At 70.8% G+C, this 13,002-nt stretch carries 15 protein-coding genes; 5 read left to right on the forward strand and 10 right to left on the reverse strand.

Features of this window, described 5'->3' with window-relative positions:
- Positions 1 to 33 precede the first annotated feature (33 nt).
- Together BMW35_RS13695 and BMW35_RS13700 are read right to left on the reverse strand one after the other, a co-directional pair.
- Complete coding sequence (locus tag BMW35_RS13695) at positions 34 to 1,632, reverse strand: lipopolysaccharide biosynthesis protein (RefSeq protein ID WP_089670099.1); 1,599 nt, start codon at positions 1,630 to 1,632, stop codon at positions 34 to 36.
- Between the two features lie 50 nt (positions 1,633 to 1,682).
- The gene (locus tag BMW35_RS13700) at positions 1,683 to 2,969 is read right to left on the reverse strand and encodes a methyl-accepting chemotaxis protein (RefSeq protein WP_177170850.1); all 1,287 of its coding nucleotides are present in this window, start codon (positions 2,967 to 2,969) and stop codon (positions 1,683 to 1,685) included.
- Positions 2,970 to 3,062: 93 nt separating this feature from the next.
- Here BMW35_RS13700 and hisD point away from each other — a divergent pair, with 93 nt between their 5' ends.
- The 3 genes from hisD to BMW35_RS13715 are packed head-to-tail and all read left to right on the forward strand — an operon-like array spanning position 3,063 to position 6,333.
- Positions 3,063 to 4,391, forward strand: coding sequence for a histidinol dehydrogenase (gene hisD / locus BMW35_RS13705; protein ID WP_089670100.1), 1,329 nt, complete (start codon positions 3,063 to 3,065; stop codon positions 4,389 to 4,391).
- Between the two features lie 38 nt (positions 4,392 to 4,429).
- Positions 4,430 to 5,647 (forward strand): PQQ-binding-like beta-propeller repeat protein, encoded by a 1,218-nt coding sequence (locus tag BMW35_RS13710; RefSeq protein WP_089670101.1) that lies wholly within the window; start codon positions 4,430 to 4,432, stop codon positions 5,645 to 5,647.
- Positions 5,644 to 6,333, forward strand: coding sequence for a hypothetical protein (locus tag BMW35_RS13715; protein WP_089670102.1), 690 nt, complete (start codon positions 5,644 to 5,646; stop codon positions 6,331 to 6,333). Before BMW35_RS13710 ends, BMW35_RS13715 begins: the two co-directional genes overlap by 4 nt.
- A gap of 91 nt (positions 6,334 to 6,424) precedes the next feature.
- On the opposite strand, the gene BMW35_RS13720 is transcribed toward BMW35_RS13715, so the two are convergent.
- The 6 genes from BMW35_RS13720 to BMW35_RS13745 all read right to left on the reverse strand — a co-directional run bounded on the left by BMW35_RS13720 (position 6,425) and on the right by BMW35_RS13745 (position 9,964).
- The gene (locus tag BMW35_RS13720) at positions 6,425 to 6,631 is read right to left on the reverse strand and encodes a dodecin (protein WP_089670103.1); all 207 of its coding nucleotides are present in this window, start codon (positions 6,629 to 6,631) and stop codon (positions 6,425 to 6,427) included.
- A 31-nt stretch (positions 6,632 to 6,662) separates the two neighbouring features.
- A complete protein-coding gene (locus tag BMW35_RS13725) occupies positions 6,663 to 7,331 on the reverse strand; it encodes a DUF2238 domain-containing protein (protein WP_089670104.1) in 669 nt (222 codons plus the stop codon).
- Positions 7,328 to 7,975, reverse strand: coding sequence for a hypothetical protein (locus tag BMW35_RS13730; protein ID WP_089670105.1), 648 nt, complete (start codon positions 7,973 to 7,975; stop codon positions 7,328 to 7,330). Before BMW35_RS13730 ends, BMW35_RS13725 begins: the two co-directional genes overlap by 4 nt.
- Positions 7,976 to 8,032: 57 nt before the next feature.
- Positions 8,033 to 8,953 (reverse strand): metal-dependent hydrolase, encoded by a 921-nt coding sequence (locus BMW35_RS13735; RefSeq protein WP_089670106.1) that lies wholly within the window; start codon positions 8,951 to 8,953, stop codon positions 8,033 to 8,035.
- Between the two features lie 192 nt (positions 8,954 to 9,145).
- Entirely contained in the window at positions 9,146 to 9,349 is a 204-nt protein-coding gene (locus BMW35_RS13740; RefSeq protein ID WP_089670107.1) for a hypothetical protein, read from the reverse strand.
- Between the two features lie 81 nt (positions 9,350 to 9,430).
- Positions 9,431 to 9,964, reverse strand: coding sequence for a mechanosensitive ion channel domain-containing protein (locus BMW35_RS13745; RefSeq protein WP_089670108.1), 534 nt, complete (start codon positions 9,962 to 9,964; stop codon positions 9,431 to 9,433).
- A 155-nt stretch (positions 9,965 to 10,119) separates the two neighbouring features.
- On the opposite strand from BMW35_RS13745, the gene BMW35_RS13750 reads away from it, so the two are divergent.
- Positions 10,120 to 11,004 (forward strand): lamin tail domain-containing protein, encoded by an 885-nt coding sequence (locus BMW35_RS13750; protein ID WP_218138610.1) that lies wholly within the window; start codon positions 10,120 to 10,122, stop codon positions 11,002 to 11,004.
- A gap of 52 nt (positions 11,005 to 11,056) precedes the next feature.
- Positions 11,057 to 12,241: a pyridoxal-phosphate-dependent aminotransferase family protein gene (locus BMW35_RS13755; protein WP_089670109.1), complete on the forward strand. Its 1,185-nt coding sequence runs from the start codon at positions 11,057 to 11,059 to the stop codon at positions 12,239 to 12,241.
- 23 nt (positions 12,242 to 12,264) lie between these two features.
- Here BMW35_RS13755 and BMW35_RS13760 read toward each other — a convergent pair whose 3' ends face one another.
- Entirely contained in the window at positions 12,265 to 12,576 is a 312-nt protein-coding gene (locus BMW35_RS13760) for a DUF7116 family protein (RefSeq protein ID WP_089670110.1), read from the reverse strand.
- Positions 12,577 to 12,742: 166 nt separating this feature from the next.
- Positions 12,743 to 12,982: a DUF5816 domain-containing protein gene (locus tag BMW35_RS13765; RefSeq protein WP_089670111.1), complete on the reverse strand. Its 240-nt coding sequence runs from the start codon at positions 12,980 to 12,982 to the stop codon at positions 12,743 to 12,745.
- Positions 12,983 to 13,002 lie beyond the last annotated feature (20 nt).

A 13,002-nucleotide genomic window follows, 5' to 3' on the forward strand; every position in this document is an offset into this window, starting at 1 on the left:
GGGAGGGCGCGGCCTCGAACACTCGTCTCGTCGTCACCGGCCGACGCCCGGGACCAGCCCCCGGTACCGGTCGGCGAGCGTCGCGGCGAGCTGGCGCTCGGCGCGCGTGAACCCGAGCCGCCAGAGGACGGCGGCGTAGGCCGCGAGACCGAGGAGCGTTCCGACGAGCGCGCCCGTCGCGGCGGGTGCGACCGCGCGCACCGCGAACGCGATGGCTGCCAGCGGGACCGCCGCGAGCAGCGGGTAGGCGTGCCGGCGCGTGAACGGCTGGAGCCCCTCCAGCCGGTAGAGGACGGCGACTTCAAGCCCGTTGTTCAGGGTGAGCATCAGGACGTACGACGCCACGAGCCCCGGCAGCCCGTACGCGAGCGTGAGCGGGACGGCGGTCACGACCAGAATCGCCGTGATGACCGCGTTCACGACGAGCAGCGCGCGCTGATTGTCCGTCATCGTCAGCAGGATGCCGACGCTGCCGGCCGCACACGCGCCGTACTGGGCGACGATGAACCCCGGGAGCAGCCACGCGTACTCGACGAACGTCGGGCCGAACAGCTCCATCACCGGCCCCCGGTAGATTACGGCGGGCACCGACAGCGCCGTCACGCCGACGAGCACCAGCCGGCTAGTGACGTGGTAGAGCCGCTTCAGCGCCGCGCGGTGGCCGGCGTCGTGGAGCGTCGCGGCGACCGGCTGGATGAACTGGTTGACGGCGAGCAGCGGCAGCCTGACGAGCCCGCCGACGAGCACGCCGACCGCGAACACGCCGCTCGCGACGCCCGTGAGGAAGACGGCGATGAGCGGGTAGAACCCCAGCCGCTGGACGGTCGTGGCGATGCCGCCGAGGAACAGCGGCACCGTGAATCGGACGTATCGTCGCCGGACTTCGCGAGCGAGGTCGCCGGACAGCCGCGGCCGGAAGCCGTGTTCGTAGGCGAGCCACGCCGCGGCGGCGGTCCCGGTCGCGCCCATCACCGCGACGACGCCGACAGCGACGAGCACGATGTCCCCGAAGACGAGCCAGCCCGCGACCCCGACGAGCAACTGGAGGCCGGGGTAGGCGACGCGAATCGTGAGGTTCAGCGCGCCGACGGCCTCCAGGCCGCGCAGCAGCTCGACGGTCGTGAACAGCCAGACTGTCGCTGGCAGACCGAGCGCAAACACCCGCAGCAGCGTCTCGAAGCGGCCGCCGACCGAGGTGTTCGCGGCGACGAGCGGCGTCGCGGCGTACAGCACGAGCCCGAAGACCGCGGCGACGCCGACCAGCAGCACTGCCGCGAACGACGCGATGGCGTCCCGTTCGGCGTCGCTGTCGGCGTTCGGCAGGAACCGGCTGATGCCGCTGCGGAACCCCAGAGACAGCGACATGAGCATGCGCTGGAGGCGGCGGGCGAGCGCGAACACGCCGTAGGCGGCCGCCGAGAAGCCGTTCGTGAGGGCGGCCGTGAACGCCACGGTGAGCACGCGCTCGGTGAGGATGCTCGGGACGGAGACGGCTGCGCCGTGCGCGACCCGTTCGAGCGCGTCGTCGAGGCGCGCCTCGACGCCGTCAGACTCGCCGCCGGCAGGGGTGGTGGCCCCGCTGGGCGGCTTCTCGTCGGCGTCGTCGCTGGCGACCGGCTCCTGACGCGACACGCCCCCGCTTGCGCCACGCCGAGAATAAGTCCGACGACTCGCCGCGGGCGCTACTCGTCGTCGAGCGCGCGCTCGGCCTCGCTGATCGACTCCTCGATGTCAGCGAGCATCGCCGTCTGCTCCTGGTTCGCGGCCGCGACGGTCGACGTCTCGTCGGCGATTTCGTCGGCCCGGTCGACGACGCCGTCGACCGCGTTCGCAATCTGTTCGGCGGTCGTCGCCTGCTCGTCGGTCGCCGCCGCGATTTCGGCGATGCCGTCGGTCGTCTCCGTGATCGCCTCCACGATGGCGGTCTGATTCTCCACGAGGCGTTCGGCGGCTTCCCGGGCCGCGTCGACCTCGTCGATGGCGTCCGCGACGCTCTCCGCGGTCTCCTCGCTGTCCGCTTCGATGTCCGCGACCAGCGCTTCGATGTCCGCCACCTGGCTGCGGGACTGCTCGGCGAGGTCCTTGACCTCGTCGGCGACGACGGCGAACCCGCTGCCGTCCTCGCCCGCCCGCGCCGCCTCGATGTTCGCGTTCAGCGCGAGCATGTTCGTCTGGTCGGCGATGTCCGTGATGACGTCCACGAGCTGGTCGATTTCCTCGAGGTGTTCGCGCAGCGACGACGTGTTCTCGGCGACCGTGTCGCCGGCCGTCGCGAACGCCTCGACGGCGTCGAGGACGCGCTCGGCTGCCTCCAGGGACTGCTCGGCGCGTTCCCGGGCGTCCTCGCTGCGCTGGCGCACCTCTTCGGCGCTCGCCGCGACCTCCTCGACCGTCGCCGACAGCTGTGAGACGTCCTCGGCGACCTCCTCGATGCGGTCGGCCTGCTGGGTGGCGAGCTCGTTGATGAGCTGGCTGGAGTCCGCGACGTCCTCGCTGGCCTCCGAGAGTTCGGAGACGGTCGCCTCGACTTCGTTACCGAGGGTCTCCTGGGCGCGCTCGACGCGCTCGCGTTGCTCGACCACGCTCGTCACCTGTGTCAGCACTTCGACCGCGCCGACGACGCCGTCCGGGCCGCGAAGCGGCGTGGCGGACGCCTGCGCGTGGTGCGTCCCGGACGCCATCTCCGCCGTCCGAATCTCGCTCTCTCGAATCGGTTCGCCGCGCCGGGCGACCGTGTCCGCGAGCGTCTCCTCTTCGTCTTCGGTGCCGAACACCTCGATTGCGGGCGTGCCGACGGCCTGCTCGGCCGGCAGCCCCGTCATCTCGACGACCGCGTCGTTCCAGAGCCGTATCTCCCCGTCGTTGTCGACGATGAACAGCGGTTCGGGGTACTCTTCGAACAACTGCTCGGTCATCTCTTCCCAGATTACTCCGTCGGCCCCCGTGGTGTCGAGCAACCCCACTGACATACTACGTACACAATGGCTACACGCCGAATAAGTTTCCCGGTGTTTACTGCTGGTGATGAAAACGCACTAACGCCGGGCTGTCCAACGACAACTATGGATTACGAAGCCGTGGCCGACCTCGGTCCGGACCGCCGGCGGGCGCTGTTCGAGCGGGACGCCGGCGTCGACGCCGTCCGGTCGGACGTGCGAGACATCGTCGACCGGGTGCGGACGGAGGGCGACGTGGCGCTCCGGGAGTTCGCCAGCGAGTTCGACGGCGTCGAAGTGGGGAACCTCGACGTCACGGACCAGACGGAGCGCGCGTACGAGGCCATCGACGACGACGTGCGGGCCGCCATCGAGGACGCCGCCGAGAACATCCGCGAGTTCCACGAGGCCCAGCTCCCCGAGGACTGGCGCGAGCAGTTCGGGGAGGGTCGCGCGAGCGACGCGAACGCGACGTCGGAGGAGCACGGCTCCTCCGGAAGGAGGGAGCTCGGTCGTCGGTTCCGGCCGGTCGAGCGCGTCGGCGTCTACGCCCCGGGCGGCACCGCGACCTACCCGTCGTCGGTGCTGATGGGCGTGATTCCGGCGGTCGTGGCGGGCGTCGAACAGGTGGCGGTGGCGACGCCGCCGGCGGAGGAACTGAGCCCGGTGACGCTCGCGGCAGCCCACGTCGCGGGCGCTGACCGGGTCTATCAGGCCGGGGGCGCACAGGCAGTCGGTGCGTTCGCCTACGGGACGGAGACCGTCGACAGCGTGCAGAAGGTCGTCGGCCCGGGCAACAAGTGGGTGACCGCGGCGAAGGCCGAGGTCCGGGGCGACGTGGACATCGACTTCCTCGCCGGTCCCTCCGAGTTGCTGGTGCTCGCCGACGAGACGGCCGACCCGGGGTTCGTGGCGGCCGACCTGCTCGCACAGGCCGAACACGACCCGAATGCGAGCGTCGTCGCCGTCACGGACGACGAGGCCACGGCCGCGGCCATCACCGACGAGGTCGAGGATAGAATCGACGACCGCGACCGGGCGGACACTATCCGTTCGGCGCTGGGCAGCGACGCGAGCGGCGTGTTCCTCGCGCGCTCGATGAGCGAGGCAGTGGTGGTCGCCGAGGAGTACGCGGCCGAACACCTCTCCATTCAGGCCGACGACGACGAGGCCTTGCTGGACAGAATCGACAGCGCGGGCTCGGTGTTCCTCGGCGGCTACGCGCCCGTTGCGGCCGGCGACTACGCCACGGGGACGAACCACGTGCTGCCGACGAACGGGCTGGCGAAGCTGACCGGCGGCCTCAGCGTCGACACCTTCCTGCGGTCGACGACCGTCCAGCGCCTCGACCGTGACGGCCTCGCGGCCCTCCGGGAGACGGTGACGACGCTCGCCGACGCCGAGGGCCTAGAGGGTCACGCCGCCAGCGTCGATGCGCGGTTCGAGGACGAGTAAACCGACACGAACTCCTACTTGCTCGCGAACGGACTGGCATGTCGTCCCTCCAGCGCCGCGGCTTCCTCGCGGCTTGCGCGAGCGCCGTCGCCGCCGGCTGTCTCGGGTCCCCGCCCGACTTCGACCCGGACGCGGCGGACGCGTGGCCGATGCAGCGCGCCGACCCCGGCGGCACGAACGGTACCGACGCGCCCGGTCCACGAACCGAACCGGAAGTGGCGTGGACAACCGAAGTCTCGGGGATGGGAGCCCAGCCCGACCCCGTCGTCCACGGCGACCGACTCTACCACGGCGCGTTCGACCGCTTCTACGCGCTCGACCCCGAGACGGGCGAGATGCACTGGGAACTCAGTGAGCACGGGTCGTGGCTCCAGCCCGCGCTCGCCGCCGCGCCCGCGTACGGCGACGTGATGCCCGTCGTCGCCACGCGGTCGGGCTACGCGGCGATTTCGGCGACCGGCGGCTTCGACACGCCCGGCCGCCAGCGCGACTTCGAGACGCGCTGGAAGCGCACCACCGTCGAGGACCCCGGCGGGAGACTGGCGCTCACTGTCACGCGTCCGGCGCCACCGGTCGTCGCAGAGGGCACGCTGTACGCCGCCACCGAGGATGCCGTCGTCGCACTCGACGCGGCGACGGGGACGACCGAGTGGACGACTCGGCTCCCGGGCGCGAACCGCGAGCGCGTCGCCGTCGCCGCCGGACGCGTGTTCGTCTCGTCGTACGCGCGGGCCGCCGACGGCGGCCTCGTCGCGCTCGACGCCGACTCCGGCGAGCGCCTGTGGGGCGTCCCGGAGACCGACGTGTACGTGCTGCCGCCGACCGCCACCGAGGACGCGGTGTTCTTCCACGACCGCGACGCGCTGTACGCGTACGACGCGGCGAGCGGCGATGAGCTGTGGCGGGTCGACGACTTCGGCGGTATCGACGACAGCCGCACGCCGCTCGCGGTGGGCGGCGGGCGCGTTGTCGCCGTGGGCGAACGCGAACGCGAGCGCGAAGTCGTCGCGTTCGACGGCGACTCGGGCGAGCGCCTGTGGCGTGTTCCCGGCGGAACCCACGAGACGCCGCCCGTCGTCACCGGGGACACCATCTACGTGCCCGAAGACGCGGGCGTCCGAGCGCTCGACGCCGCGACTGGCGACGAACTGTGGACGCGAGGCGACGGCGACGTGCGGGGCCTCGCCGTCGTCGGAACGCGAGCGTACGCCGTGACTGCGACCGGGACGCTGTACGCACTGGAGGGGTCGGCGTGAACGTCCGCGACCGAACCCGTGGCGTCCTGCCGTTTCTCGCGCTCGGCGTCGTCGGCTGGCTGTTCGACTGGATTCGGCTCCGCGACCCGGTCCCGACCGCCGTCGAGTCCGGGTTCTACACTGGACAGGTGGACGTCCACCTGCTCGGGTTCCCGACCGGCGTGCAGGTGACTGGCCTCTGGTCCGGGACCCTGTACGGTCTGCGGCTCCCGTCCCTCATCGAAATTCTCGGGCTCTACGCCGCCTTGCACGCCGTCGCGGCGGTGGTCGCGGGCGTCGCGTACGCTCGGATGCTGCCCGACGCGCCGCGCCCGACGCCCGCAGTGTACGCGCGCCTGTTCGTCGTCGCCCTGCTCGCGACCGCACTCGTCCATCCCCTGTTCGCCGTCGCGCGCGTCGAGTTCCTGCTCGTCGTCGCCTACCTCTTCGTGCTCGTCCTCGGCGTCCTCCCGACGCTTCTGCTCGTCGGGCCGACTCTCGTTGCGGAGCGCGCGAGCGTCCGGGACGCGTGGCGAATGGCAGAAGCCCGACTGCACGGACAGCGCGCCCGCGTCCTCGTCGGCTTGCTGCTGGTCGGCGTCGCCGCCGACGCGCTCGTCTCCGCCCCCGTCGCGGGCGGCTTCCTCGGGACGGCGGGCGGCGGCTTCGCGTACGCCGTTCTCGCGACACGCGCGTATGCGACGTAGCCGAACGTAGCGGTTTCTCTCTGCGCTCTCCCCGCTGCTCCACGGTCGGACGTTCTTCGTGCGAACCCACCCGAGAAGGCGACGTGACCGACTACTGGGGGCCTTCGAGCTCGAACGCGACCTCCACCTCGCACTGGTACTGTCGGCCGTCTGCGGCCGCGAGCTCGACGCCCTGTTCGACAACTTCCGCCCACTTCACGTTCTGCAGTGTGTCCTGCGCGCGGTCGATTGCGTCGTCCGCGGCGGCGTCGAAGCTCTCGTCGCTGGTGCCGATGAGCCGCACCTTCTTGAATACCATGATACACGATACCACTGGTGGTGGCTTAAAACTACTCGCCGGTCGACCACTCCCCGAGACGCTGGCCCAGCGCCGCCGTGACGCCGCCGAGGTGTGCGGTCCCCCAGACGGCGGCGACGACGGCCCCCGCGGCGTTGAACACGAGGTCGAGGACGATGTCTCCGAGGCCGTAGACGACGAGGAGGCTGCCGCCGGTCAGGTCGCTGACTGCCATCAGCGCGTACTCCACGACCTCCCAGAACACGCCCGCCGCGAGCACGGTCGAGAGGATGAACACCGACACGAACCGCGGCGGCAACTCCACGTCGTCGCTGTGCTCGTCGACGGCCCGCACCACCGCGTAGCCGCCGCCGGCCACGACCGACGAGGACAGCGCGTGCGTCAGGTGGTCCCACCACGGGATGCCGCCGGGCGCGTAGAAGTTCGTCTCGCTGCCCGGCAGCCCCACGATGCCGAGCGCGTGCAGGAACACCGCCGACGTAATCCACAGCGTCAGCCCGGCGTCCATCGGGATGCCGTAGTCGCGTTCGAGGACCGCCGGCAGGTACGTGACGGCGAGCCCGAGTCCGGCGTTCGCCACGATGCCCGGGTCGCCCTCGTAGACGCCGACGAACAGGAACCCGACCAGCGACAGCTGCATCCCGCGAGCGGCCTGCCGCTGGCGGCGCGCGGAGACCCGGATGCGGTCCGCGAGCGTCACTCGGCGACCACCTCCGCGACTTCCGTCGGGAGCCGGCCGTGCGGGTCGGCGTACCGCCGGACGTAGTAGACGAACACGCCGCCGGCGAGCACGCCGACGGCCGTCGCCGCGGCGAAGTCCAGCATCAGCGCGTCGACAGCGGCGGCCTCCTGGGCGTCGGTCAGCGGCGGAGCGGCCGGCAGCACGAACCGCGTCCCGAACAGCAGGTCCGACGCCGACTGGACGATCGCCCAGACGCCAGCGGTCGCCATCGTCGTCACGACGACGAACACGCCGGCGAACCAGTTGGTCATCGCGACGGGCGTGAACACGTCGAGTTCGACGGCGACGACGAGCGCGAGCGCGGCGACGGAGACGTAGGCGGCGACGTCGGCCGTCAGCGGCGTGGTCGCGACCGCCCGCCAGACACACGGGGCGGCGACGCCGGCGACGACCTCCCAGGGGAGCATCGCGGCCGGCCGGCGGAACGCGACCGGCGGCACGGCGACGACAACGAGCACGCCGACGGCGAACGCCGCCCACGCGAGGTCGCTGGTGGCGCTGGCGGCGGCGACGGCCGCGACGACCGCCGCGACCAGCCACGAGAGTGCGGCGTTCGCGCGCTCGTTCCGTACGAGCGGCGCGAGCGAGGCGGTGCTGTTCATGCTCGCGGCTACGAGTGTCCCCGGCATTAAGCGTGAGGTGTCGCCGCCGACCGCCGGTCAGGCGACGCCGGCGGCGTAGGCGACGGCGTACGCGACGCCAGCGACGGTGACTGCGGCGAGCCCGGTGATTGCCGCGCTCGGCAGCCCCGGGAGCGTCCGTGGCGCAGTCGGCTTCGGCGTGACGCCGACGGTGCCGACGGCGAGCACGCTGAACACGAACTGGTAGGAGGTGTCGAGGGTGGGCGCGGGGACGGCGACGACGGCGAGTGCGTACGCCGCGCCGGCGGCCGCCCGGTAGTCGACGAACTCCCGGACCTGGAGGTCCGCGATTGCGAGCGCACCGAGGACGCCGAGCCAGATGGCGGCGAGTTCGACGCCGAACGCGCCGAGGAGGTGGAGCGTCGGGTCGGCTGACAGCACCACGGTGTCCCCGAAGACGACCACGTCGAGGGGGTAGAGGAGCGCGGGCGGTTCGCCGGTGAGCAGGTCCCCGAAGGGGTGGCTGGCGAGCCCGACCGCAGCGACGGCGAGCAGGCTGCGGCCGCGCACGCCGACGGCGTGCCCGAAGCGGGCGAACATCCAGCCGAACGCCGCGAACAGCGCGGCGACGGCGGCTGCGACCGGCCCGGAGACGGCGAACACGACGGCGACGAGCGCCGCGAGGACGCCGGCTGCCGTCCGGCGGCGGGTGGGCGCGAGCGCGAACGCGGCGGCCGCGGGCAGCGCCACGGCCAGCGAGTGCGTGACGCCCCGGTGGACGACCGTGGACGCGCCCCAGAACGAGTTGGCGGCCGAGAGCGGTTGGGTCGGGTCGACGCCGACGAGCCCCACGAGGGCGTACGCCATGTCGACGTCGGGAACCGCGGCGAACAGGCCGGCGGTCACCGCGAGCGCGGCGGCCCGCCGTCTGGACACGCCGGCGAACAGGGCGAGCAGTGCCACTGCGCCGAAGGCGGCCGTGGCGTGTCCGACGAACATGCGCGAGCGTACGAGGCGATTGGCTATAAGTCAGTCGGCCAGCGTGATTCTGTTCGTTCATCCACCGTCTGCGCGGACGAAGACCGCCTCCCGTTCAATCTACGCTCCAGAATCACGCCACCTGCTCCGCACGACTCGTTCAGTCGTCCACGCTCGTACGCGAGGGGGCACCGGAACGTGACGGCTGGGAGATTATTCGTGGACCGGCTCTCCGTTCTTGACTAGGTACGCAGTCGCCCCCGCTCCCGGGAGGAACATCATCAGCCCCGTGGCGGCCCGTGCGGGATTTCTCTCCAGTAGCCCGAGGACGAGAACCACGGTTCCCGCCAGTAGCAGAGTGCCGTAGCTCAGCCCCGCGAGCACGGGCGTCGCGTCTTCTTTTTCATACTCTCCCATGTGATTTGTCATATAAATCACAGCAGTAAAAGATTCCCTTGCCCGGCCAGAGCGGGGCTCCTGTGCGCCACCGCTAAGCCCCTACTCGGCCCGCTTCGTCCACTTCTTCTCCACGTCGGCGTTCGCTCGCACGACTGTGTCGCCGTCCACGTCGAAGCGCGTCTTCCGGAGTTCGATGGCCGTCACGGTGCCGGTGACGTCGCCCGTCGTCACCTGGTCGCCGGGGTTGAAGTCGGGGTCGCGGAGGAGGTAGAGGCCGGCGACGGCGTCCGCCAGCATCCCGGAGAGCGCGTACGAGACGCCGAGCGCGAGGAAGCCAGACGCGGTGCCGAGCGCCGCCGCGATTTCGGGGAGGCCGACCGCCGAGAGGAACGCCAGCAGCACGCCGAACCAGAGCGCGATGGAGGCCAGCGTCGACCCGAGCTGGACGTAGACCGGCTGGTCGGCGAACGTCCGACGGAGCACCGCGCGCACGACGGTCACGAGGACGCGCACGGTGACGGCCGCGAGGACGAGGAAGACGACGCCGGCGAGGACGTTCGGGACCGCGCCCGTGACGCTGTCGACGAACTCCGCGAACGCCTCCTCGACGACGGCCGAGGTCTGGATTGCCATGCCGACTCCTCACAGGCCGGGTACGTAAGCTCTGGTGGCCGCCGGTACCCGCGTAGTGTGTGAAAAACACTCGTGCAAAATAGTATGAACAACTCCTAGAAATTGATTTTACGTAGAGTAATTAGTAACGAACCGTGCGTGGAAACCACTCACTCGTGGCAGTCTTCGTAGCAGCGCTCCTCGTAACCAGCGCCGGCGTGGCGACCGCCGGGGTCGCGGCCGACTCGCCGTCGAACGTGAGCATCACGGACTCGGTGACAGTCACCGTCACGTCCGTGACCGACGGCGACACTGTCGACGTCGAGTACCAGAACGGCAGCACCGACACCGTGCGCCTGCTCGGCGTCGACACGCCCGAGGTGAACGGCGAGAACACGCCCAGCGAGTACGAGGGCGTGCCGGACACGCAGGCCGGTTCGGAGTGTCTCGCGTCCGCCGGCGACGACGCGAGCCAGTACACCACGTCGGCGCTCGCCGGCGAGACGGTGACACTGAAATTCGACAGCGAAGCCGACCGCCGCGGCGACTACGGCCGCCTGCTCGCGTACGTCTACGCGGACGGCGAGAACGTCAACCGCGACCTCGTGGAGACCGGGAACGCCCGCGTCTACGACTCCGCGTTCTCGAAGAGCGAGACGTTCTACGACGCCGAGGCCGACGCTCAGGACGCCGGCGACGGCCTCTGGACGTGCCAGAGCCCGGACGACGGCGGCGACGGCGAGACGGACGCGGTGTCCATCGACTGGGTGTACGCCGAGGCCGACGCCCTCAACGACGAGCGCGTGAAACTCACGAACGACGGCGACAGCGCCGTGGACATGTCCGGCTTCGTGCTCTCGGACGCGGCCGACCACGAGTACGCCTTCCCGGACGGCTTCACCCTCGACCCCGGCGCGTCGGTCTGGGTGCACTCCGGCAGCGGGACCGACGACGCCGACGACCGCTACGCGGCCTTCGGCTCGGAGGTCTGGAACGACGACGGCGACACTGCGACGCTGACTGACGCGGACGGTGACACCGTCGACGAGCGCTCGTACTGACCGGGGTGCCGATTTCCGAACCTTCTTGCTGGCCGCGCGACCCGGGTAGCCTATGCAGGAGACCCCAGACGTCGGAGAGCTGTCGCCCCCGCAGCGAACGCTGATGGGGCCGGGTCCGAGCCCGGTCCACCCGCGCGTGCTGAAGGCGATGAGCACGCCGCTGGTCGGCCACCTGGACCCGTCGTTCGTGGAGATCATGGACGAGACCCAGGAGCTGCTGCGGTACGCCTTCCAGACCGACAACCAGTGGACGATTCCGGTCTCGGGCACCGGGTCGGCCGCGATGGAGGCGGCCATCGGGAACCTCGTCGAGCCCGGTGACACCTTCCTCGCGCCGACGAACGGCTACTTCGGCGACCGGATGGCGGAGATGGCGCGCCGGGCCGGCGGCGACGTGGTGCGCGTCGGCGCGCCCTGGGGCGAGCCGCTGGACCCCGACGACGTGGCCGACGCCTGCGAGGAGTTCGACCCGGACGTCTTCGGGTTCGTGCACGCGGAGACCTCCACGGGCGCGAAGCAGACGAACGTCCCCGCCATCACGGCAGCCGCCCATGAACACGACGCGCTCGTCGTCGCAGACACCGTCACGAGCCTCGGCGGCGTGGAGCTCCGGGTCGACGACTGGAACATCGACGCGGCGTACTCCGGCCCGCAGAAGTGTCTCTCCTGTCCGCCGGGCGCGAGCCCGCTGACGCTGAACGACCGCGCGATGGACAAGGTGCTCGACCGCGACGCGCCGGCTCGCTCGTGGTACCTCGACCTCTCGCTGCTGGAGGGCTACTGGGGCGACGAGCGCGCGTACCACCACACCGCACCCATCTCGAACGTGTACGCGCTCCGGGAGGCGCTGCGGCTCGTCGCGGAGGAAGGCATCGAGGAGCGCTGGGCGCGCCACGAGCGCGTCGCCGGCGCGCTGAAGGCGGGCGTCGAGGCGATGGGACTCGGGCTGAACCCCGAGCCGGACTACTGGCTGCCGAGCCTGAACGCCGTTCGCGTCCCCGACGGCGTCGACGACGGCGCGGTTATCGACTACGTGCTGGAGCACTACGACCTCGAAATCGCGTCGGGGCTCGGCGACTTGGAGGGCGACATCTTCCGCATCGGCTGCATGGGCCACGGCGCGCGACCGGAGAACGTCACGCTCGTGCTCGCCGCGCTGGCCGACGCGTTCGACGCGCTCGGCGCGGACGTGGACGGCGCGGCCGGGATGGCGGCGGCTCGCGAACAGCTGCGGTAGAACGGGAGCGTCGGGGGGTCGCGTTACTCGGCGGGCGGAGCGCGCGCGACCTCGTAGTCACCGTCCTCCTCGACGCCGAGTACCGCCCACTCGCAGGGCGGGTCGAGCCGTTCGAGTTCTCGCTCGAGTGCCGGCGCTTGGTCGGCCCACGTGACGAAGCAGCGATAACCGCCGTCGTGGGTGGCTTCGTCGACGTCGTCTGTGACGGCGCGCACTCGTATCTCCTTCCAGTCGCGCGTGGCGGAGAATTCGGCACCGTCGCCAGCGAGGCTGTACCCGAGGTCGTCGAAGATCGACCGGGCCTGCTCGTCGGGAGGGGTGGTAACAGTCCCCATGCAACTACTTCCTTCGCGGGCATGGGTCATAAGCTTTCTTGCCGTGACATCTAGTGGCATGGCTCGTCGGTGACGCTCCGCTCAGACGCCAGCACTGCTGAACGGGCGCACCTCTGACACGCCCAGATGTGGTAGCGACCGGCAGAGAAGTGACGACGGCGGCAGCCTACTCGTGGGCCGAGTCCCACTCCTCGGCCTTCCGGAAGTTCCCGCAGACGTTGCACTTGATGCGCCCCATCGAGTCCATCGCGTTGTCCACGGACTCGCAGTTCGAGCAGTACCAGCCCCAGCGGTTCTCGCGCTCGGGCGTCCCGTAGACCACGAAGAACGGCCCGTCCTGCCCGCGCTCGCCCTCGTCCTCCGCGACGTACAGCGTCTCGCCGTCGTCGCGCTCGACCGTCAACATACTCCCGCGTACCGCAGTCC

Origin of the sequence: Halobacterium jilantaiense (assembly GCF_900110535.1) — an archaeon.
Classification (GTDB): Archaea; Halobacteriota; Halobacteria; order Halobacteriales; family Halobacteriaceae; genus Halobacterium; species Halobacterium jilantaiense.

Coding starts and splice junctions, on each gene's coding strand:
- BMW35_RS13760 (WP_089670110.1), bottom strand. CDS start 12,576: ATGGGGACTGTTACCACCCCTCCCGACGAGCAGGCCCGGTCGATCTTC.
- BMW35_RS13755 (WP_089670109.1), top strand. CDS start 11,057: ATGCAGGAGACCCCAGACGTCGGAGAGCTGTCGCCCCCGCAGCGAACG.
- BMW35_RS13720 (WP_089670103.1), bottom strand. CDS start 6,631: ATGGTATTCAAGAAGGTGCGGCTCATCGGCACCAGCGACGAGAGCTTC.
- BMW35_RS13700 (WP_177170850.1), bottom strand. CDS start 2,969: ATGTCAGTGGGGTTGCTCGACACCACGGGGGCCGACGGAGTAATCTGG.
- BMW35_RS13730 (WP_089670105.1), bottom strand. CDS start 7,975: ATGAACAGCACCGCCTCGCTCGCGCCGCTCGTACGGAACGAGCGCGCG.
- BMW35_RS13765 (WP_089670111.1), bottom strand. CDS start 12,982: ATGTTGACGGTCGAGCGCGACGACGGCGAGACGCTGTACGTCGCGGAG.
- BMW35_RS13745 (WP_089670108.1), bottom strand. CDS start 9,964: ATGGCAATCCAGACCTCGGCCGTCGTCGAGGAGGCGTTCGCGGAGTTC.
- hisD (WP_089670100.1), top strand. CDS start 3,063: ATGGATTACGAAGCCGTGGCCGACCTCGGTCCGGACCGCCGGCGGGCG.
- BMW35_RS13710 (WP_089670101.1), top strand. CDS start 4,430: ATGTCGTCCCTCCAGCGCCGCGGCTTCCTCGCGGCTTGCGCGAGCGCC.
- BMW35_RS13735 (WP_089670106.1), bottom strand. CDS start 8,953: ATGTTCGTCGGACACGCCACGGCCGCCTTCGGCGCAGTGGCACTGCTC.
- BMW35_RS13740 (WP_089670107.1), bottom strand. CDS start 9,349: ATGGGAGAGTATGAAAAAGAAGACGCGACGCCCGTGCTCGCGGGGCTG.